Genomic DNA, 19,641 nt, shown 5'->3' with positions numbered 1-19,641 from the left:
AAAGAGTGAGTAGCCGATCACTCTAGGCCCGCCCGACCCCGCGCCCGACCATTGAGGAGGAGGTGTCGCATGAACAAGATCGGTGACCATGCCGTGGTGCTCGGGGCCAGTATGAGCGGCCTGCTCGGGGCGGCGGTGCTCGCGGACTTCTACGAGCGGGTGACGTTGGTGGAGCGCGACGCGTTGAGCAGCGACGTGGCGAATCGGCGCGGCGTGCCGCAGGGCCGGCACCCGCACGCGCTACTGGCGCGCGGGGCGCAAACGCTCGAGGAACTCTTCCCGGGAATTCTGGACCAACTGGCCGCCGACGGCGCCCCGGTGTGGTCCGACGGTGATCTGTCCCGCCTGCACGTCAGCTTCGGCGGGCACCGGATGGTGCACCGGGGCTATTCGCCTTTGGTCGACGAGCTTCCCGGCATGTATCAGCCCAGCCGACCCTTCCTGGAAGCCCATGTCCGCCAGCGAGTTTCGAAACTGCCGAACGTCGGGCTGCTCGACCATCGCGAGGTGCTCGGACTGACCGCGACCGAGGACCGCCGGCGGGTGACCGGAGTCCGGATCAGCGGCGATCGGGTGCTGCCGGCGAACCTCGTGATCGACGCCATGGGTCGCGCCGCCCACACCCCGGCGTTCCTCGAAAGCCTCGGGTACGAACGGCCGCCCGAGGACCACGTCGTCGTCCGCACCACCTACGTCAGCCAGACGCTGCGGTTACCGCCCGAGGCCCTGCCCGAGCAGGCGGTCCTCATCAGTCCCGCCCCCGGCCGGCCGACGGGAATGTTCCTGGGCCACAACGAGAACGACTCATGGATCTTCACGGTGTTCGGGATGGCCGGCCGTCAACCGCCGCGCGGTACGGACGGGATGCTGGCCTTCGCCGAGGAATTTGCGCCCGAGCACGTGCTGGCGGCGCTGCGGGCCGGCGAACCGCTGGCGCCGGTGGTCCAGCACCGGCTGCCGTCGAGTCAGTGGCGACGGTACGACAAGATGCGGCGCTTCCCCGACGGTCTCCTGGTCACCGGCGACGCCATGTGCAGCTTCAACCCGATCTACGGACAGGGCATGTCGGTGGCGGGCATGGAGGCCGTCGCCCTCCGCTCCGTGCTGCACCACGGCGATACGGCCCTGTCCCGCCGCTACTTTCGCGCCGCGGCCAAGTCCATCGGGGTGGCGTGGCGACTGGGTGCCGGCACGGATCTTGCCTTCCCGGAGGTGGTTGGACGCCGCACGCCGTCGACCCGGCTCACCCAGCGGTACGCAGACTGGGTGCTGCGCGCCTGCGAGCAGGACGCGGCGGTGCACGCCCAGTTCACCAAGGTCACGGGCCTGGTGGATCCACCGGCGAAGCTGTTCCACCCATCGTTCGTCCGCCGGGTCGCGGCGGTCAGATACCTGAGTAGGTCTCCGGATCCGGCCGGAACCGGGTCCCGTCGTCGAGCGAGCTGAGCTTGTCCATGTCCTCGGCGCTCAACTCGAAATCGAAGACATCCAGGTTCGCTGCGATCCGCTCGGCCGAGGACGACCGGGGGATGACGACGTTGCCCAACTGCAGGCTCCAGCGGATCAATACCTGGGCGGGGGACTTGTCGTACCCGGCGGCCACCGTGGTCACGGCCGGGTTGTCGAGCAGGTTGGCGACACCCAGCGGCGCGTACGCCTCGGTGATGATGCCGTGCCCGGCGTTGGCTGCGCGCAGTTCCGCCTGATTGAGCAAGGGGTGCAATTCGATCTGGTTGACCGCGGGAACCACATAGGTCAGGTCGATCAGGTCCGACAGGTTCTCGGCGGAGAAGTTCGCGACGCCGATCGAGCGGGTGTGCCCGTCCTGGCGTGACTTCATCATGCCGCCGAAGCTGTCGACGAACTTGCCCTTCGCGGTGTTGGGCCAGTGCACGAGGTAGAGGTCCACGTAGTCGAGCCCGAGGCGCTCCAGGCTGGCCTTCAGTGCGTCCTGCGCGGTCTGGAAACCGTGATCGGCGTTGGCCAGCTTGGTGGTGACGAAGATCTCGGCGCGCGGGATGCCGGACTCGCGGATCGCCTTGCCGACGGCGGCCTCGTTGTCGTAGGTCGCGGCGGTGTCGATCAAGCGGTAGCCCAACTCCAGCGCGGTCGCCACGGCGGCCTCGGTCTGCGCGGGGTCCAGCCCGCCCACGCCGAGACCCAACGCGGGCATCGTGTTCTCGTCATTGAGCCCGATCGATGGAACCGACTGGCCATTGGACGTCATCGCACCTGCCTGAAAGTCGTGGTGTTGGGGGAATTCGAGTTGTTGATCTTACTCAGTGAACAGGTGTGTGCTCGACCGGCGTCCACTACCTTCGGCTATGTGACCAACGCCGTGCCGCCACAACCGAAGCGCAAGCGCCGACCACCACTGCCGTTGCTCCGCGTCGGCGCGAAGCTCACCCCCAAGGTGCTACCCCGGATTCCGGCCCCGCTGCAGCGCACGTTGGCCGGCGGCGGTCCGGTGGTGATCGACGGCAACACCCTGGACCCGACGCTGCAACTGCTGGTTGCGGCGCTGCGCTTGAACGGCGTGACCGCATTGATGCTCGACGAGGACGACGTCGCCGCCAGTCGGCAGGCCTTCAACGACCTGTGCGTCTCGCTGGGCGGGCCGCCGGTCGACGTCGAGATGGAGCAGATCTCCATCGACGGGATCGGCGTGCGCCATTACCGGCCCCATTACCGCCCGGTCGACGGCGCGCCGCCGCTGTTGGTGTTCTTCCACGGCGGCGGATACGTCCTGGGTGAGCTGGACTCCTACGACGCGCTGTGCCGCCTGATCTGTCGCGACGCGCAGGTGCAGGTGCTGTCCGTCGACTACCGGTTGGCGCCCGAGCACCCGGCGCCGGCGGCCGTCGACGACTGCTACGCGGCCTATCTGTGGGCCGTCGAGCACGCCGAGCGTCTGGGTGCCGACCCGGCGCGGATCGCGGTCGGCGGGGACAGCGCCGGGGGTGCGCTGGCGGCGGTGGTCGCCCAACTCGCCCGCGACGCCGGGCCCGCGGTGCCGCCGCCGGTGCTGCAGTTGCTGATCTACCCGTGGACCGACCTGACCGCGCCCAGCCGATCCCGCGCGCTGTTCGCCGAGGGCTTCGTGCTGACCCAGCGCGATCTCGATTGGTGCGGGGCGGCCTACCTGGCGGGATCGGGCCTGGCCGCCACCGATCCGCGGGTCTCGCCGGCGCGGGCCGCGGAGCTGTCCGGGCTGCCACCAGCGCTGGTGCTCACCGCGGGTTTCGATCCGCTGCGCGACGAGGGGGATCGCTACGCCGAGGCGCTGGCGGCCGCCGGCGTGCCGGTGGACCTGCGCCGGATGGATTCCCTGCTGCACGGCTTCGTCAACTTCCACGAGCTCGGCGGCGCCGTGCGGCACGCCATCACGGAGATGATCTCCGCCCTGGCGGCCCACCTTCGGCGCAGTTGAGGTGCACCCAGCCGCCGCCGGTAGGCTGGAGCGCGCCATTTACGCAGACTGCGAGCGCAAGGATCATCACACCCGTGGCCAAAGCATCGAAACGCCCCGCCAAGTACGACCTGAAGGCGGCTGACCGCAAGCGGAACCTGGCCGTCCAGATCGGTCTCACCGCGATCGTGGTGGTCTTTGCCGTCGGCCTGGTGTTCTACATCGTCAGCAACGGCAGCAAGGGACAGACCGGTGAGGCCCAGGCCGTTCGGGTCGAGTCCACCTCGGTCATCAAGGAGGAGGGCAGCGATCAGCCCAAGGCCGTCATCTCGGTCTACGAGGACTTCCTGTGCCCGCACTGCGCGCAGTTCGAGGCCGCCTTCGGGCCCACCCTCAACCGGCTGATCGACAGCGGCGCGGTGGCCGTCGACTACTACATGCTGGGCTTCATGGACTCGGCCGCCAGCCAGGATGGCTCCACCCGCGCGGCCAACGCCGGTTACTGCGTCGCCGAGGCCGACACCACCCCAGCCAAGGAGGCGTTCCGTCGCTTCCACACCGCGCTGTTCATGCAGCAGCAGCCGTCGGGAACGCCCGATAGCGGCCTGATCGAGACCGCGCGCCAGGCCGGGGTGGCCGACGGCGTCGCCGAATGCGTCAACGGCGGGAACTTCGTCGACATGATCGGCGGCCTGCCGGAGGCCACCGGCGTCACCGCGACCCCGACGATCCGGATCAACGGCGAGGACTACCAGCAGAGCACCCCCGACGCCCTGGTGGCCAAGATCACCGAGATCGTCGGCGAGATCCCCAACGTTCCCGCGCCGGCCCCGGCGCCCGAGCCCGCTCCCGCCCCGGCGCCATGAGCCCGCGCCCCGGCGCCATGAGCGTGGAATCCACCGCCCCCGTCGTCGACCCGGATGCGGCCGACGACACACCTCCGCCGCGGTCCGGCGTGGCGGTGGGTCGCCCGAGTGCGTTGTGGGTGCTGCTGGCCGGCGTGATCGGTCTGGTGGCCTCCTTCACCTTGACGGTGGAAAAATTTGAGCTGCTGATCAACCCGGCCTATGTGCCGTCGTGCAACCTGAACCCGGTGCTGTCCTGCGGGTCGGTGATGGACACCCCGCAGGCCGGCTTCTTCGGCTTCCCCAACCCGCTGATCGGTGTCATCTCGTTCACCGTGGTGATCGTCACCGGCGTGCTGGCCGTCGCCAAAGTACGTCTGCCGCAATGGTATTGGGTGGGAATGGCGCTCGGGACCGCGCTGGGCGCGGTGTTCGTGCACTACCTGATCTTCCAGAGCCTCTACCGCATCGGTGCGCTGTGCCCCTACTGCATGGTGGTCTGGGCCGTGGTCATCCCGCTGCTGGCCGTCGTCGCCTCGATCGCGCTTCGTCCACTGGCCGGGAACCCGGTCCTGCGGGTCCTCTACGAGTGGCGCTGGTCGATTGTCACGCTATGGTTCACCGCGTTGGTGTTGATGATCCTGGTGAGGTTTTGGGATTACTGGTCGACGCTGATCTGACCGCATCCCCATACAGGCAGGGACCACAGTGATATCGAAAGTACTGGTGGCGAATCGGGGCGAGATCGCGATTCGTGCCTTCCGCGCGGCATATGAACTCGGCGTGGGGACCGTGGCGGTATACCCCTACGAGGACCGTAATTCGGTGCACCGGCTGAAGGCCGACGAGTCGTATCAGATCGGCGAGGCCGGCCATCCGGTGCGGGCCTACCTGTCGGTCGACGAGATCGTCAGCACCGCGCGCGCCGCCGGCGCCGACGCGGTGTACCCCGGCTACGGCTTCCTGTCGGAGAATCCCGAACTCGCGGCGTCCTGCGCCGCGGCCGGCATCACGTTCGTGGGCCCGTCGGCCGAGGTCCTGGAGCTGACCGGCAACAAGTCGCGGGCCATCGCCTCGGCCCGGGCGGCCGGGCTGCCGGTGCTGGAGTCCTCGGAGCCGTCGTCCTCGCCGAAAGAGCTTCTGGCGGCGGCGGAATCGATGCAGTTCCCGTTGTTCGTCAAGGCGGTTGCCGGTGGCGGCGGCCGGGGCATGCGGCGGGTGGCCGAGCCCTCGGAGCTCGCCGACGCCATCGACGCCGCCTCGCGGGAGGCCGAATCCGCGTTCGGCGATCCGACGGTGTTCCTCGAGCAGGCGGTGATCAACCCCCGCCACATCGAGGTGCAGATCCTGGCCGACAACTACGGCAACGTCATCCACCTCTACGAGCGCGACTGCAGCGTGCAGCGCCGCCACCAGAAGGTCATCGAGCTGGCCCCGGCGCCCAACCTGGATCCGGAGCTGCGGGAACAGATCTGCGCCGACGCCGTCGCGTTCGCCCGTGAGATCGGCTACACCTGCGCGGGCACCGTGGAGTTCCTGCTCGACGAGCGCGGCCGGCACGTCTTCATCGAGATGAATCCGCGAATCCAGGTGGAGCACACGGTCACCGAGGAGATCACCGACGTCGACCTGGTGTCCTCACAGCTGCGGATCGCCGCCGGTGAGTCGCTGAGTGAGCTGGGGCTGCAGCAGGATTCGATCGTCCCGCACGGTGCCGCGCTGCAGTGCCGGATCACCACCGAGGACCCGGCGAACGGCTTCCGCCCGGACACCGGTCGGGTGACTGCCTACCGCTCGCCGGGCGGCGCGGGGATCCGCCTGGACGGCGGGACCAACCTGGGTGCCGAGGTGAGCGCACACTTCGACTCGATGCTGGTGAAGCTGACGTGTCGCGGCCGCGATTTCGCCACCGCCGTGCGCCGGGCCCGCCGCGCGGTCGCCGAGTTCCGCATCCGCGGGGTCTCGACGAACATCCCGTTCCTGCAGGCGGTCCTGGACGACCCGGACTTCCTGGCCGGGCGGGTCACGACATCGTTCATCGATGAGCGTCCGCAGCTGCTGACCGCGCGGTCCTCGGCCGACCGCGGCACCAAGATCCTCAACTACCTGGCCGACGTGACGGTCAACCAGCCGCACGGCGTGCGCCCGTCGAAGGTGTACGCCCAGGACAAGCTGCCCGCGATCAACCTGTCCGCGCCGCCCCCGCCGGGGTCCAAGCAGCGGCTGGTGGAGTTGGGCCCGGAGGGCTTCGCGCGCTGGATGCGGGACACCCCGGCGCTGAAGGTCACCGAGACGACCTTCCGCGATGCGCATCAGTCGTTGTTGGCCACCAGGATTCGTTCCACGGGCCTGCTGGCGATCGCGCCGTACATCGCGCGGATGACGCCGGAGTTGCTCTCGATGGAGTGCTGGGGCGGGGCGACCTACGACGTGGCGCTTCGGTTCCTCAAGGAGGATCCGTGGGAGCGGTTGGCCGCGCTACGCGAGGCGATGCCCAACATCTGTCTGCAGATGCTGCTGCGCGGGCGCAACACCGTCGGCTACACGCCGTATCCGGAAACGGTGACCACGGCGTTCGTGCAAGAGGCCACCGCGACCGGCGTGGACATCTTCCGGATCTTCGATGCGCTCAACAACATCGACTCGATGCGGCCGGCCATCGACGCGGTGCGGGAGACCGGCACCGCGGTGGCCGAGGTCGCGATGTCCTACACCGGGGACCTCAGCGACCCGGCGGAGAACCTCTACACGCTGGACTATTACCTGAAGCTCGCCGAACAGATCGTCGAGGCCGGTGCGCACGTGCTGGCCATCAAGGACATGGCCGGGCTGCTGCGGGTGCCGGCGGCCCAGACGTTGGTCTCGGCGCTGAAGTCGCGCTTCGACCTGCCGGTGCACGTGCACACCCACGACACCCCGGGCGGGCAGCTGGCGACGTATCTGGCGGCCTGGCACGCCGGGGCGGATGCGGTCGACGGGGCCGCCGCCCCGCTGGCCGGCACCACCAGCCAGCCGGCGCTGAGTTCGATCGTGGGGGCCGCCGCGCACACCGAGTACGACACCGGGCTGTCGCTGGGCGCGGTCTGCGACCTGGAGCCCTACTGGGAGGCGCTGCGGAAGATGTACGCGCCCTTCGAGTCCGGGCTGCCGTCCCCGACCGGGCGGGTGTACAGCCACGAGATCCCGGGCGGGCAGCTGAGCAACCTGCGGCAGCAGGCCATCGCGCTGGGCCTCGGCGACCGGTTCGAGGACATCGAGACCAACTACGCCGCCGCCGACCGGGTGCTGGGCCGGCTGGTCAAGGTCACGCCGTCGAGCAAGGTGGTGGGGGACCTGGCGCTCGCGCTGGTCGGTGCGGGCATCACCGCCGAGGAGTTCGCGGCCGACCCGGGCCGCTACGACATCCCGGATTCGGTGATCGGCTTCCTGCGCGGCGAACTCGGCGAGCCCCCCGGCGGCTGGCCGGAACCGTTGCGCACCAAGGCCCTCGAGGGCCGCGGCCCGGCCAAGCCGGTGCAGGAGCTGTCCGCCGAGGACGAGCAGGTGCTGTCCGCACCCGGCCCGAAGCGGCAGGCCACGCTGAACCGGCTGCTGTTCCCCGCGCCCACCAGGGAATTCGAGGAGCACCGCGACGAGTACGGCGACACCAGCCAGCTCAGCGCCAACCAGTTCTTCTACGGGCTGCGTCGCGGCGAGGAACACCGGGTGAAGCTGGAGAAGGGCGTCGAGCTGCTGATCGGCCTCGAGGCCATCTCCGAGGCCGACGAGCGCGGCATGCGCACCGTGATGTGCATCCTCAACGGCCAACTGCGCCCGGTGCTGGTGCGCGACCGCAGCATCGCCTCGGCCGTGCCCACCGCGGAGAAGGCCGACCGCACCAACGCCGACCACGTCGCCGCGCCGTTCGCCGGGGTGGTCACCATCAGCGTCAGCGAGGGCGACACCGTCGCTGCGGGCGCGGCCATTGCCACCATCGAGGCCATGAAGATGGAGGCCGCGATCACCGCGCCCAAGGCCGGCACCGTCGAACGCATCGCGGTGTCGGAGACCGCGCAGGTCGAGGGCGGCGATCTGCTGGTGGTGGTCAGCTGACCCGGATCGTGGCCGGGGCGGCGGGGGGCCGCCGGATCGCGGTGCCGTCCCGGGGGACCCGCCCGACCACCGACCGGGTGCGCGAGTCGTTGTTCAACGTGCTCGCCGCCCGGCTGGATTTCGAGGGGCTGGCCGTGCTGGACCTCTACGCCGGGTCGGGCGCGCTGGGGCTCGAGGCGCTGTCGCGCGGGGCGGCCAGTGCGACCTTCGTCGAGTCCGACGCGCGCGCGGCCGCGGTGCTCGCCGACAACATCAAGACCCTCGGACTGCGCGGCGCCACGCTGCGGCGGGGTTCGGCGGCCACCGTCGTCGCGGCCGGGACGACGGATCCGGTGGACCTGATTTTCGCCGACCCGCCCTATGAACTGTCCGACGCCGACGTCGAGGCGGTGCTGGCCGGCCTCACCGCACACGGCTGGGTCGCCGACGGCACGATCGCGGTGGTGGAGCGGGGCCGCGGCGGCGCGCTGCGCTGGCCTGCCGGTTGGACGGCGTTGCGCGAGCGCAAGTACGGCGACACCCGGTTGGAGCTGGCCTGCTACGGTCGTCAGCCATGAGTGGCGCCGTCTGCCCCGGATCCTTCGACCCTGTCACGCTCGGCCATCTCGATGTCTTCGAACGCGCCGCGGTGCAGTTCGACGAGGTGATCATCGCGGTGCTGGTGAACCCCAACAAGAAGGGCATGTTCACCCTCGAGGAGCGGATCGCGCTGATCGAGGAGTCCTGCCGGCATCTGCCCAATGTGCGCGTGGAGTCGGGTCGGGGCCTGGTGGTCGACTTCGCCAAGGAGCGCGGCCTGACCGCGATCGTCAAGGGCCTGCGCACCGGCACCGACTTCGAATACGAGTTGCAGATGGCGCAGATGAACCGCCACGTCGCCGGGATCGACACGTTCTTCGTGGCCACCGCGCCGTCGTATTCGTTCGTGTCGTCGTCGCTGGCAAAGGAGGTCGCGTCGCTCGGTGGTGACGTGTCGGCCCTGCTGCCGGCGGCGGTGCACCGCGCGGTGCAGGAGAAACTGCGCGGATAAACCGCGACACACCGACGGCACAACGCAGTCACAGGCGTAACACCAGGCACACTAGTAACAACATCCGTGTGGGATACAACCTGGAGGGTTGCGCCGTGTACCGAGTATTCGAAGCTCTCGATGAGTTGGGTGCCATCGTCGAGGAGGCGCGCGGCGTCCCGATGACGGCCGGCTGCGTGGTGCCCCGCGGCGACGTGCTGGAACTCATCGACGACATCAAGGACGCCATCCCGGGTGAACTCGACGACGCCCAGGACGTCCTCGACGCGCGCGACGGCATGTTGCGCGACGCCAAGCAGCACGCCGACGGCATGGTCGGCTCGGCCACTCAGGAAGCCGACTCGACGCTCAACCACGCCCGCGCCGAGGCCGACCGGCTGCTGGCCGACGCCAAGGCGCAGGCCGATCGCATGGTCGCCGAGGCCCGCCAGCACTGCGAGCGGATGGTCGGCGAGGCCACCGAGGAGGCCAACCGGCTTGCGGCCGTCGCCAAGCGCGACTACGAGGCCAGCATCAGCCGGGCCAAGGCCGAGGCCGACCGCCTGGTCGAGAGCGGCAACCTCTCCTACGAGAAGGCCGTCCAGGAGGGCATCAAGGAGCAGCAGCGCCTGGTTTCGCAGACCGAGGTGGTCAGCTCCGCGAACGCCGAGGCCACCCGCCTGATCGACACCGCCCACGCCGAGGCCGACCGGCTGCGCGGCGAATGCGACATCTACGTCGACAACAAGCTGGCCGAGTTCGAGGACCACCTCAACGGCACGTTGCGGTCGGTCAGCCGCGGGCGTCACCAGCTGCGCACGGCCGCCGGCACGCACGACTACGTGCAGCGCTGAGGCGAACTCAGAGCTGGCCGTGCCGCGGCGGGGGCGTCCCCGACAGCGTGTAGCGGCCGATGTGCTGCAGCTTCCAGCGCGTTGCATCGTGCAGGGTGTGGGTGCGCGCGTCGCGCCAGAACCGCGACAGGTTGCCCGCCGCGGTAGCGCTGCGCGTACCGCCCAGTTCGAACAGGACGCCGGCCGCCTCCAGCGCGGCGCGCACCGCGGCGACCTTGGCCGTGGCCACCGCGACCGATGCGACTGCCGCGGTGTCGGCGGTCAGATTGCCGTGGGCGGCATCGACCTGACGCGCGGCCTCGGCCAACAGCGCCTGCGCCGCGCGCACCGTGACGGTCAACTCGCCGGCCACGGCGATCAGCGTGGGGTCCTCGGCCGCGGTGGACACCGCGGCCTCGAAATGCGGCCGCGCCCGGCCCGCCTGCCGGACACCCTCGGCCAGGGCGCCGGTCGCGATGCCAACATCGATTGCCGCGTGCAGCAATTGGGCCCGTGCGCCGTACAGCGTCGGCGCGGTGAAGATCTCGCTGAAACCCACCACGTGATCGGGCGGCACCACGACGCGGTCGAGGGTCACGGTCCCCGAGGCCGTCGTCCGCTGCCCCATGCCGTCCCAGTCGTCGACCACCTCCACGCCCGGGGCGTCGGCCGGCACGAAGGCAATCACCTTGGGAGTGGCCGCCGTCGGGGTGCCCAACGAGCCGTCGGACAGCGACGCGCGGACGATCAGCCAATCGGCGAACAGCGCCCCGGTGCAGTAGAACTTGCGGCCGTCGAGCACGAAATCCCCTGAGCCGACGGGCGCCAACGTGGTGGTGTCCACGTCGATGGGATGCGGGCCGCGCTCGGATTGGGCGTTGGCGAACAACGCCCCGTCGAGCACCAGGCCGTAGAAGAACGCCTGCTGCGACCGCGAACCCTGCAGGCGTAGCGCCTCCAGAAAGGTGAAGTGCGAGTGCGGAATCTGCGCCAGCGACGGGTCGCCGTGGGCGAACAGCCGGAACACCTCGGCCAGCACCGTGGCCGGTACGTCCAGACCGCCGAACTTGACCGGGACCGAAAGGGTCAGCAGCCCAGAGTCTTTCAGCTCGTGCACCGCCTCGCTCGGTAGCCCGCGATAGGCATCGCGGTCGGAGGCCCCGGCGGCGAAGGTATCGGCGAGATCGCGCGCGATCTCGAGTGCCTGACTGGCGGAGCCGATCCTCACTGAGCGCCGACGAATGGGATCGACACCGCCGAGGGCCGGTCGTCGTCGCCCGGGGCGAACAACCCGCGCTCGCGCAGGATCGGCACCACACCCTCGCCGAACCAGTACAGCTCCTCGAGGTGCGGGTAGCCGGAGAAGATGAACTCGTCGATACCGATCGCGGCGTATTCGGCGATGCGGTCGGCCACCTCGGTGTGGCTGCCGACCAGCGCCGTGCCCGCGCCGCCGCGCACCAGGCCCACGCCCGACCACAGGTTCGGGGCGATCTCGAGGCTGCGCGCGTCGTGCCAGGTCCCGGCGCTGCGATTCGCCTCGTGCAGGGCCAGCATCCGGCGCTGTCCCTCGGACTGGCTGCGGGCCAGCCCGGCCTGCGCCTTGCGCACCGTGTCGTCGTCGAGCGCGGCGATCAGGCGGTCGGCCTGCGCCCAGGCCTCGGCCGAGGTGTCCCGGGAGATGGTGTGCAGGCGGATGCCGAAGCGCAGCTTGCGGCCCTCCCGCTCGCCGAGCGCCGAGATCCAGGCGATCTTCTCCCGGACCGCCTCCGGCGGCTCACCCCAGGTGAGGTAGACGTCGGCGTGCCGGGCGGCCACCGGTCCGGCGGCCGGTGAGCTGCCGCCGAAGTACAACGGCGGCACCGGATTCGGGGGCAGCGCCAGCGAGGCCTGATCCACCGTGATGTAGTTGCCCGAGGCGCTGACGGTCTGACCCGCCCACAGCCGGCGGACGACGTCGAGGAACTCGTCGGCGCGCTCGTAGCGGCCGTCCTTGTCCAGATAGTCGCCGAAGGCCCGCTGCTCGTGGGCCTCGCCGCCGACGACGACGTTGAGCAGGATGCGCCCGGGCGCGTGCCGGGCGAACGTCGCGGCCATCTGTGCCGACAGGGTGGGACTGACCAGGCCGGGCCGGAACGCCACCAGGAACGCCAGGGTCGAGGTCTCGCGGGCCAGCAGCGCCGCGGTGATGAAGGCGTCCTCGCACCACGCGCCGGTCGGGATCAGCGCGCCGGTGAAGCCGAACGTCTCGGCGGAGCGCACGATCGAGGCGAGGTAGTCGATGCTGGCCTCGCGGTCGCTGTGGGCGGCGCCCACCGGGGTGCCGTGCCCGCCGCCGACGATGGAGCGGCTGTCACCGTAGGTGGGCAGAAACCAGTGCAGCTTGATTGTCACGACCGTCATTGTGCTGAGTTGTCGGCCTCCGGCCGCCGACGGCGGCCTCGGCGGTGCGCGGTCGCCGGCCCCGCTACCGGCGGCGTTCGCGCGCGGGGGATTAATAATCGCGGTGATTCCGAGGTGCCGGTCCGCCGCGCGCAAGAACTGTCCGAACGGCGCACGTAGAATTGGTAACTATGTCAAGTGCACGCTCGGCGTTGGCCTTCGATGTGTCGAGGCTGGGGCGCCGTCCCGGCTCGATGATCACCGTGACCGACGCCGTCGCGAGTCCCAGCCGCATCGGGCTCGACCTGATCGCCATCGAGGCGGGCGCCCCGCTGGAACTCGATCTGCGGTTCGAGTCGGTGTCGGAGGGCGTGCTGGTGACCGGCAGCGTCAGCGCACCGACGTCCGGCGAATGCTCGCGCTGTCTGTCGCCGCTGACGTCCGCGGTACGCATCGACCTGACCGAGCTCTACGCCTACCCGGACAGCGCCACCGAGCAGAGCAGCGAGGCCGACGAGGTCGGCCACGTCGTCAACGACACGGTGGACCTCGAGCAGGCGATCGTCGACGCCGTCGGCCTCGAACTGCCGCTGTCGCCGGTGTGCGCGCCGGACTGCGAGGGCCTGTGCCCGCACTGCGGCATCGCGCTTGCCGAGGAGCCGGGGCATTCCCACGAGCTGATCGACCCGCGCTGGGCCAAGCTCGCCGACCTGAAAGTTGTTGATCCGTCCCAGGACTCGAAATGACGGAGGCCACGACGCAGCCGTTGCTCGACGCGCTCGGGGTGGAGCTGCCCGCCGACCTGCTGACCCTGGCGTTGACGCATCGCAGCTACGCCTACGAGCACGGCGGCCTGCCCACCAACGAGCGCCTGGAGTTCCTCGGCGACGCCGTGCTGGGCCTGACCATCACCGACGAGCTGTTCCACCGCCACCCGGAGCGCTCCGAGGGCGACCTGGCCAAGCTGCGGGCCTCGGTGGTCAACACCCACGCGCTGGCCGACGTGGCGCGCGGGCTCACCGAGGACGGTCTGGGCGCGCATCTGCTGCTCGGGCGCGGGGAGATGAACACCGGCGGCGCCAACAAGTCGAGCATCCTGGCCGACGGCATGGAGTCGCTGCTGGGCGCGGTGTACCTCGAGCACGGCATCGAGGTGGCCCGCGAAGTCATCCTGCGGCTGTTCGCGGTGCTGCTCGACACCGCCCCGACGCTGGGCGCCGGGCTGGACTGGAAGACCAGCCTGCAGGAACTGACCGCGGCCCGCGGGCTCGGGACGCCGACGTATCTGGTCACCGCGACCGGGCCCGACCACGACAAGCAGTTCACCGCCACCGTCGTGGTGATGGACATCGAGTACGGCGCCGGGGTCGGCCGGTCGAAGAAGGAAGCCGAGCAGAAGGCGGCCGCTACGGCGTGGACTGCGCTGGACCAGGACTGACATGCCGGAACTGCCCGAGGTGGAGGTGGTTCGTCGCGGCCTGGCGAACCACGTCCTGGACCGCTCGATCAGCGCGGTGCGGGTGCACCACCCCCGCGCGGTGCGCCGGCACGAGGCCGGGCCCGCGGACCTGACCGCCCGGCTGCTCGATGCCCGGATCGTCGAGACCGGCCGACGCGGCAAGTATCTGTGGCTGGTGCTGTCCACCGAGGAGGCGCTGGTGGTGCACCTCGGGATGAGCGGTCAGATGTTGATCGGCCCGGTGCCGCGCTCCGATCACGTCCGGATCGCGGCGCTGTTCGACGACGGCACCACGCTGAGCTTCGTCGACCAGCGCACGTTCGGCGGCTGGCAGCTTGCCGAGTTGGTCGAGGTCGACGGTGCGGTGCTGCCCGAACCCGTCGCGCACATCGCCCGCGACCCGCTGGATCCGCGGTTCGACCCCGATGCGGTGATCAAGGTGTTGCGGCGCAAGCACTCCGAGATCAAACGCCAGCTGCTGGATCAGACGGTGGTCTCCGGCATCGGCAACATCTACGCCGACGAGGCGCTGTGGCGGGCCCGGATCAACGGCGCGCGGTTGGCCGAGAAGCTCACCCGGCCGCAGCTGCGGGCCGCGCTGGACGCCGCCGCCGAGGTGATGCACGAGGCGCTGGCCCAGGGCGGGACGTCGTTCGACGCGCTGTATGTCAATGTCAACGGCGAGTCCGGATACTTCGACCGCTCGCTGGACGCCTACGGTCGCGAGGGCGAGCCGTGCCGGCGCTGCGGGGCGCCGATCCGGCGGGAGAAGTTCATGAACCGCTCGTCGTTCTATTGTCCGCGCTGTCAACCCCGACCACGCGCCCCGCGCACAAAATAAGGAGCAACGATGACCAAACTGTGGGTCGAGCGCACCGGCACCCGGCGCTACACCGGGCGCAGTTCGCGCGGGGCCGAGGTGCTCGTCGGCTCCGAGGACGTCGACGGCGTCTTCACCCCCGGTGAGCTGATGAAGATCGCGCTGGCGGCCTGCAGCGGGATGAGCAGCGACGCGCCGCTGGCCCGTCGGCTCGGCGACGACTACCAGGCCACGATCGAGGTCTCCGGGCCCGCCGACCGGGAGCAGGAGCGCTACCCGCACCTGGCCGAGACCCTGGTGCTGGACCTGTCGGGGCTCACCGAGGCCGAGGCCGAGCGGCTGCGCGTGGTGGTCAACCGGGCGATCGACCAGGTCTGCACCGTGGGCCGCACGCTCAAGTCCGGCACCGAGGTCAGCTTCGAGATCGCCGAAAGCCAGTCGTGACCGACGCCGCGGTCCGGTTGACGGCGTGGGTGCACGGCCACGTCCAGGGCGTCGGTTTCCGCTGGTGGACGCGGTCCCGCGCGCTCGAGCTCGGGCTGACGGGCTACGCGAAGAACCAGCCGGACGGCCGGGTGCTGGTGGTGGCCCAGGGCCCGCGGGAGGCGTGTGAGCGGCTGCTCGAGCTGCTGCGGGGCTCCTCGACGCCCGGCACCGTGGACAACGTGGTGTCGGATTGGGCGCAGAATCCCGCGCCGATCGAGGGTTTCGTGGAACGGTAAGTGAACCCCGGCCGGTACGCTGGCACGCCATGCACCTCAAGAGTCTGACGCTGAAGGGCTTCAAGTCCTTCGCCTCGCCGACGACTCTGCGCTTCGAGCCCGGGATCACCTGTGTCGTCGGACCCAACGGGTCGGGCAAATCCAATGTCGTCGACGCGCTGGCCTGGGTGATGGGCGAGCAGGGCGCCAAGACGCTGCGCGGCGGCAAGATGGAGGACGTCATCTTCGCCGGCACGTCCTCGCGGGCGCCGCTGGGCCGCGCCGAGGTGACCGTCACCATCGACAACTCCGACAACGCGCTGCCCATCGACTACTCCGAGGTGTCGATCACCCGGCGGATGTTCCGCGACGGCGCCGGCGAGTACGAGATCAACGGCAGCAGCTGCCGCCTGATGGACGTCCAGGAGCTGCTCAGCGACTCCGGCATCGGCCGCGAGATGCACGTCATCGTCGGGCAGGGCCGGCTCTCGCAGATCCTGGAATCGCGGCCCGAGGATCGCCGCGCATTCATCGAAGAGGCCGCCGGCGTGCTCAAGCACCGCAAGCGCAAGGAAAAGGCCGTCCGTAAGCTCGACGCGATGGCCGCCAACCTGGCCCGGCTGACCGACCTGACCACCGAGCTGCGCCGCCAGCTCAAGCCGCTGGGCCGGCAGGCCGAGATGGCGCGGCGCGCGCAGACCATCCAGGCCGACTTGCGCGACGCCCGGCTGCGGCTGGCCGCCGACGACCTGGTGAAGCGGCAGGCCGAGCTCGACGGGGTCGGCGGCACCGAGGCCGTGCTGCGCAAGGAGCACGAGGAGGCCGCCGAGCGCCACGCGGCCGCCACCGAGGAGCTGAGCGCGCACGAGGCCGCGGTGAGCACGCTCAGCGAGCGCGCCGACGCCGCCCAGCAAACCTGGTTCCGGCTCTCGGCGCTGGCCGAACGGGTCAGCGCGACGGTGCGGATCGCCAGCGATCGCGCCCAACTGCTCGAGGCCGAACCCGTGCAGACCGGTGGGCGCGATCCCGAGGAGCTTGAGGCGGAGGCCGACGAGGTCGCGGCGCTCGAGCTGGAATTGCTCGGCGAGCTCGAGGAGGCCCGGATCCGGGCCGAGGCGGCCCGCGCCGAGCTGTCGCGTGCCGAACAGATCGCCGCCGAGGCCGAGCGTGCGCACATGGCCGCGGTCCGCGCCGAGGCCGACCGCCGCGAGGGCCTGGCCCGGCTGGCCGGTCAGGTGGAGACCATGCGGGCCCGGGTCGAGTCGATCGACGACCGGGTGACCCGGCTGACCCAGGGCATCGAGGACGCGGCCGGTCGCATGCAGGCCGCGCAGGCCGAGTTCGAGACCGTGCAGGGCAAGGTCGGGGAGCTGGACCAGAGCGAGGTCGGCCTCGACGAGCATCACGACCGCACCGTGACGGCGCTGCGGCTGGCCGACGAGCGGGTGGCCGAACTGCAGGCCGCCGAGCGCAGCGCCGAACGGCTGGTGGCCTCGCTGCTGGCCCGGATCGACGCGTTGTCGGTGGGGCTCGATCGCAAGGACGGCGCCGCGTGGCTCGCCGAAAATCACAGCGACGCAGGGCTTTTCGGATCCGTCGCCAACCTGCTGAAGGTGCGCCCCGGGTCCGAGTCCGCGCTGGCCGCCGTGCTGGGGTCGGCCGCCGACGCGATGGCCGCCGAATCCTCCGGTGCGGCGCGTTCGGCCGTCGAGGCGCTCAAGACCGCCGACGGCGGCCGCGCGTCGATCGTGTTGGGGGACTGGCCCGAACCGACCCGCGAGCAGGGCTCGCTGCCCGCCGGCGCGCAGTGGGCGCTGGACCTCGTCGAGATCCCGCAGCGGCTGCGCGGGGCGATCACGGCGCTGCTGGCCGACGTGGTGGTGGTCGAGGATCTGGGCGCGGGCCTGGACCTGGTCGCGGAGCGGCCGCGGCTGCGCGCGGTCACTCGCGAGGGCGACCTGGTGGGCCCGGGCTGGGTCAGCGGCGGTTCGGACCGCAAGCCCTCGACGCTGGAGATCACCTCCACCATCGAGCAGGCTCGTGCCGAGTTGGCCGCCGCCGAGACCCAGACCTCGGAGTTGGGCGCCGCGCTGGCCGGGGCGTTGGCCGAGCAGGCCGCGCGCCAGGATGCCGCCGAGCACGCGCTGGCCGCCCTCAACGAGTCCGATGCCGCCATCTCCTCGATCTACGAACAGCTGGGCCGGTTGGGGCAGGAGGCCCGGCTCGCCGAGATCGAGTGGCGCCGGCAGATGCAGCAGCGCGAGGAACTCGAAGCCGGCCGCGGCGAGACCGTGGCCGAACTCGCCGAGCTGGAGACCCGGCTGCGCAACGCGCAGGAGACCCCGTCGGAGACCGACGCCGCGCCGGTCGACCGGGAGGAGTTCGCCGCCGTCGCCGACGAGGCCCGCACCGTCGAGGTGGAGTCCCGGCTGGCGGTGCGCACCGCCGAGGAACGCGCGAATGCGGTTCGGGGGCGGGCGGATTCACTGCGCCGCGCGGCCGCGGCCGAACGCGAGGCCCGGGTGCGCGCGCAACAGGCCGCCGCGGCCCGCGAGCACGCCGCCGCGGTGGCCGCGACGGTGGCCGCCGCCGGCCGCGAGGTGGCGCAGCGGTTGTCCGGCGTGGTGGCCGTGGCCTCGCGCAACCGGGACAGGCTGACCGCCGAGCGCGCTCAGCGCGCCGCCGCGCTGAGCGCCGCGCGCGAGGAGGTCGACGCGCTGAGCACCCGGATCGCGGCGCTGACCGACTCGCTGCACCGCGACGAGGTGGCCAAGGCGCAGGCCGCGCTGCGCATCGAACAGCTCGAGGAGCAGGTGCTCGAGCAGTTCGGGTTGGCCGCGGCGGATCTGGTCGCCGAGTACGGGCCCGAGGTGCCGCTGCCGCCCACCGAGCTGGAGATGGCGGAGTACGAGCAGGCCCGTGAGCGCGGCGAGCAGGTGATGGCCCCGGCCCCCATGCCGTACGACCGGCCCACCCAGGAGCGCCGCGCCAAGCGCGCCGAGCGGGAGCTCAAAGAACTGGGCCGGGTCAACCCGCTGGCGCTCGAGGAGTTCGCCGCGCTCGAGGAGCGCTACAACTTCCTGTCCACCCAACTCGAGGACGTCAAGGCCGCCCGCAAGGATCTCCTGGACGTGGTCGAGGAGGTCGACGCGCGGATCCTGCAGGTGTTCACCGAGGCCTATGCCGACGTCGAGCGCGAGTTCAGCCAGGTGTTCAGCTCGCTGTTCCCGGGCGGGGAGGGCCGGCTGCTGCTGACCGACCCGTCGGACATGCTCACCACCGGGGTCGAGGTGGAAGCCCGCCCGCCCGGCAAGAAGGTCAAGCGACTCTCGCTGCTGTCCGGCGGGGAGAAGTCCCTGACCGCGGTCGCGATGCTGGTCGCGATCTTCCGGGCCCGCCCGTCGCCGTTCTACGTCATGGACGAGGTGGAGGCCGCCCTCGACGACGTCAACCTGCGCCGGCTGATCGGGCTGTTCGAGCAGCTGCGGGAGAAGTCCCAGCTGATCGTCATCACCCACCAGAAGCCGACCATGGAGGTCGCCGACGCGCTCTACGGCGTCACGATGCAGGGCGACGGCATCACCCAGGTGATCTCCCAGCGGCTGCGGGGCCAGGAGCTGGTGAGCAGCTAGCTGGCCGTAGGTGACAGCCGCGCCAGTTTGCGGACCGAGCGGCGGACGTCGGATTCGACCACCTTGGCCACCAGCCGGCCCACCGGCCCGGACAGCAGGCCACCGCGCAGCTCCGCCACCAGATGGAACGTCGAACCGGGCTGCCCGTCCGTGACGGTCATGTCGAGCTGGATCTGCACGCCGCCGCGGCCGTGGCCGTGCAGGGCGATGCGGCGCGGCTCCTCGTAGCGGGTCACCTCCCAGTGGATGACGTTGCGGAAGCCCTTCACCTTGATCAGCGAGGACACCGTGGTGCCCACCTCGATGGTGTCGGGCACCGGTCCGCGCCAGCCGCCGAAGATGGTCAGCCATTCGTCGAAGCGCCGCAGGTCCGAGGCCAGCGCCCAGGCCGCGGCGGGGGTGAGGTTCGAGGATTCGGATACGTCGACCGTTGCCATGTGTGCCCGGGTACCCACTTCC

At 70.7% G+C, this 19,641-nt stretch carries 18 protein-coding genes; 14 read left to right on the top strand and 4 right to left on the bottom strand.

The window, feature by feature from the left end; genetic code table 11:
- Positions 1 to 69: 69 nt before the first annotated feature.
- Entirely contained in the window at positions 70 to 1,446 is a 1,377-nt protein-coding gene (locus tag EL338_RS15210; protein ID WP_179967211.1) for an FAD-dependent oxidoreductase, read from the top strand.
- On the opposite strand, the gene EL338_RS15205 is transcribed toward EL338_RS15210, so the two are convergent.
- Positions 1,385 to 2,227: an aldo/keto reductase gene (locus tag EL338_RS15205; protein ID WP_126334508.1), complete on the bottom strand. Its 843-nt coding sequence runs from the start codon at positions 2,225 to 2,227 to the stop codon at positions 1,385 to 1,387. The genes EL338_RS15210 and EL338_RS15205 overlap by 62 nt on opposite strands.
- Positions 2,228 to 2,326: 99 nt before the next feature.
- Here EL338_RS15205 and EL338_RS15200 point away from each other — a divergent pair, with 99 nt between their 5' ends.
- From EL338_RS15200 to sepIVA, 7 genes are all read left to right on the top strand, one after another.
- Positions 2,327 to 3,430 (top strand): alpha/beta hydrolase, encoded by a 1,104-nt coding sequence (locus EL338_RS15200; RefSeq protein ID WP_308213142.1) that lies wholly within the window; start codon positions 2,327 to 2,329, stop codon positions 3,428 to 3,430.
- Positions 3,431 to 3,504: 74 nt separating this feature from the next.
- Positions 3,505 to 4,275 carry a DsbA family protein gene (locus EL338_RS15195; RefSeq protein WP_126334507.1) on the top strand — a complete coding sequence of 257 codons (771 nt, stop codon included), beginning with the start codon at positions 3,505 to 3,507 and terminating at the stop codon, positions 4,273 to 4,275.
- Between the two features lie 17 nt (positions 4,276 to 4,292).
- A complete protein-coding gene (locus EL338_RS15190) occupies positions 4,293 to 4,934 on the top strand; it encodes a vitamin K epoxide reductase family protein (RefSeq protein WP_126336887.1) in 642 nt (213 codons plus the stop codon).
- Between the two features lie 28 nt (positions 4,935 to 4,962).
- Positions 4,963 to 8,346 (top strand): pyruvate carboxylase, encoded by a 3,384-nt coding sequence (locus EL338_RS15185; protein ID WP_126334506.1) that lies wholly within the window; start codon positions 4,963 to 4,965, stop codon positions 8,344 to 8,346.
- Positions 8,343 to 8,903, top strand: coding sequence for a 16S rRNA (guanine(966)-N(2))-methyltransferase RsmD (gene rsmD, locus EL338_RS15180; protein WP_126336886.1), 561 nt, complete (start codon positions 8,343 to 8,345; stop codon positions 8,901 to 8,903). The genes EL338_RS15185 and rsmD overlap by 4 nt, the downstream gene beginning before the upstream one ends.
- Positions 8,900 to 9,376, top strand: a complete 477-nt coding sequence (gene coaD / locus EL338_RS15175) for a pantetheine-phosphate adenylyltransferase (RefSeq protein WP_126334505.1) — start codon at positions 8,900 to 8,902, stop codon at positions 9,374 to 9,376. The genes rsmD and coaD overlap by 4 nt, the downstream gene beginning before the upstream one ends.
- Positions 9,377 to 9,471: 95 nt before the next feature.
- Positions 9,472 to 10,209: a cell division protein SepIVA gene (sepIVA, locus tag EL338_RS15170; protein ID WP_126336885.1), complete on the top strand. Its 738-nt coding sequence runs from the start codon at positions 9,472 to 9,474 to the stop codon at positions 10,207 to 10,209.
- A 7-nt stretch (positions 10,210 to 10,216) separates the two neighbouring features.
- Here sepIVA and EL338_RS15165 read toward each other — a convergent pair whose 3' ends face one another.
- Complete coding sequence (locus EL338_RS15165) at positions 10,217 to 11,416, bottom strand: SfnB family sulfur acquisition oxidoreductase (protein ID WP_235666156.1); 1,200 nt, start codon at positions 11,414 to 11,416, stop codon at positions 10,217 to 10,219.
- On the bottom strand, positions 11,413 to 12,582 hold the full coding sequence (locus EL338_RS15160; protein ID WP_163792185.1) for an LLM class flavin-dependent oxidoreductase: 1,170 nt from the start codon (positions 12,580 to 12,582) through the stop codon (positions 11,413 to 11,415). Before EL338_RS15160 ends, EL338_RS15165 begins: the two co-directional genes overlap by 4 nt.
- A 179-nt stretch (positions 12,583 to 12,761) precedes the next feature.
- On the opposite strand from EL338_RS15160, the gene EL338_RS15155 reads away from it, so the two are divergent.
- The 6 genes from EL338_RS15155 to smc are packed head-to-tail and all read left to right on the top strand — an operon-like array spanning position 12,762 to position 19,182.
- Positions 12,762 to 13,316, top strand: a complete 555-nt coding sequence (locus EL338_RS15155) for a YceD family protein (RefSeq protein ID WP_126334504.1) — start codon at positions 12,762 to 12,764, stop codon at positions 13,314 to 13,316.
- A complete protein-coding gene (rnc, locus tag EL338_RS15150; RefSeq protein WP_126334503.1) occupies positions 13,313 to 14,008 on the top strand; it encodes a ribonuclease III in 696 nt (231 codons plus the stop codon). Before EL338_RS15155 ends, rnc begins: the two co-directional genes overlap by 4 nt.
- Before the next feature lies 1 nt (position 14,009).
- Positions 14,010 to 14,870, top strand: coding sequence for a bifunctional DNA-formamidopyrimidine glycosylase/DNA-(apurinic or apyrimidinic site) lyase (mutM, locus tag EL338_RS15145; protein ID WP_126334502.1), 861 nt, complete (start codon positions 14,010 to 14,012; stop codon positions 14,868 to 14,870).
- 9 nt (positions 14,871 to 14,879) lie between these two features.
- A complete protein-coding gene (locus EL338_RS15140; protein WP_126334501.1) occupies positions 14,880 to 15,293 on the top strand; it encodes an OsmC family protein in 414 nt (137 codons plus the stop codon).
- Entirely contained in the window at positions 15,290 to 15,571 is a 282-nt protein-coding gene (locus EL338_RS15135; RefSeq protein WP_126334500.1) for an acylphosphatase, read from the top strand. Before EL338_RS15140 ends, EL338_RS15135 begins: the two co-directional genes overlap by 4 nt.
- 29 nt (positions 15,572 to 15,600) lie before the next feature.
- On the top strand, positions 15,601 to 19,182 hold the full coding sequence (gene smc / locus EL338_RS15130; RefSeq protein ID WP_126334499.1) for a chromosome segregation protein SMC: 3,582 nt from the start codon (positions 15,601 to 15,603) through the stop codon (positions 19,180 to 19,182).
- Here the strand turns inward: smc and EL338_RS15125 are convergent.
- Positions 19,179 to 19,619 carry a type II toxin-antitoxin system Rv0910 family toxin gene (locus tag EL338_RS15125; RefSeq protein ID WP_126334498.1) on the bottom strand — a complete coding sequence of 147 codons (441 nt, stop codon included), beginning with the start codon at positions 19,617 to 19,619 and terminating at the stop codon, positions 19,179 to 19,181. The two genes, smc and EL338_RS15125, sit on opposite strands and share 4 nt — an antisense overlap.
- Between the last annotated feature and the right edge of the window lie 22 nt (positions 19,620 to 19,641).

This window comes from Mycolicibacterium chitae, assembly GCF_900637205.1.
Classification (GTDB): domain Bacteria; phylum Actinomycetota; class Actinomycetes; order Mycobacteriales; family Mycobacteriaceae; genus Mycobacterium; species Mycobacterium chitae.
The sequence above is the reverse complement of the archived record's forward strand: the minus strand, read 5'-3'. Positions and strand labels throughout refer to the sequence as shown.

Bases quoted from the DNA above. Each gene is read 5' to 3' on its own strand.
- EL338_RS15155 (WP_126334504.1), top strand. From the start codon at position 12,762: ATGTCAAGTGCACGCTCGGCGTTGGCCTTCGATGTGTCGAGGCTGGGG.
- EL338_RS15125 (WP_126334498.1), bottom strand. From the start codon at position 19,619: ATGGCAACGGTCGACGTATCCGAATCCTCGAACCTCACCCCCGCCGCG.
- smc (WP_126334499.1), top strand. From the start codon at position 15,601: ATGCACCTCAAGAGTCTGACGCTGAAGGGCTTCAAGTCCTTCGCCTCG.
- EL338_RS15205 (WP_126334508.1), bottom strand. From the start codon at position 2,227: ATGACGTCCAATGGCCAGTCGGTTCCATCGATCGGGCTCAATGACGAG.
- EL338_RS15190 (WP_126336887.1), top strand. From the start codon at position 4,293: ATGAGCGTGGAATCCACCGCCCCCGTCGTCGACCCGGATGCGGCCGAC.
- EL338_RS15140 (WP_126334501.1), top strand. From the start codon at position 14,880: ATGACCAAACTGTGGGTCGAGCGCACCGGCACCCGGCGCTACACCGGG.
- EL338_RS15210 (WP_179967211.1), top strand. From the start codon at position 70: ATGAACAAGATCGGTGACCATGCCGTGGTGCTCGGGGCCAGTATGAGC.
- mutM (WP_126334502.1), top strand. From the start codon at position 14,010: ATGCCGGAACTGCCCGAGGTGGAGGTGGTTCGTCGCGGCCTGGCGAAC.
- rnc (WP_126334503.1), top strand. From the start codon at position 13,313: ATGACGGAGGCCACGACGCAGCCGTTGCTCGACGCGCTCGGGGTGGAG.
- coaD (WP_126334505.1), top strand. From the start codon at position 8,900: ATGAGTGGCGCCGTCTGCCCCGGATCCTTCGACCCTGTCACGCTCGGC.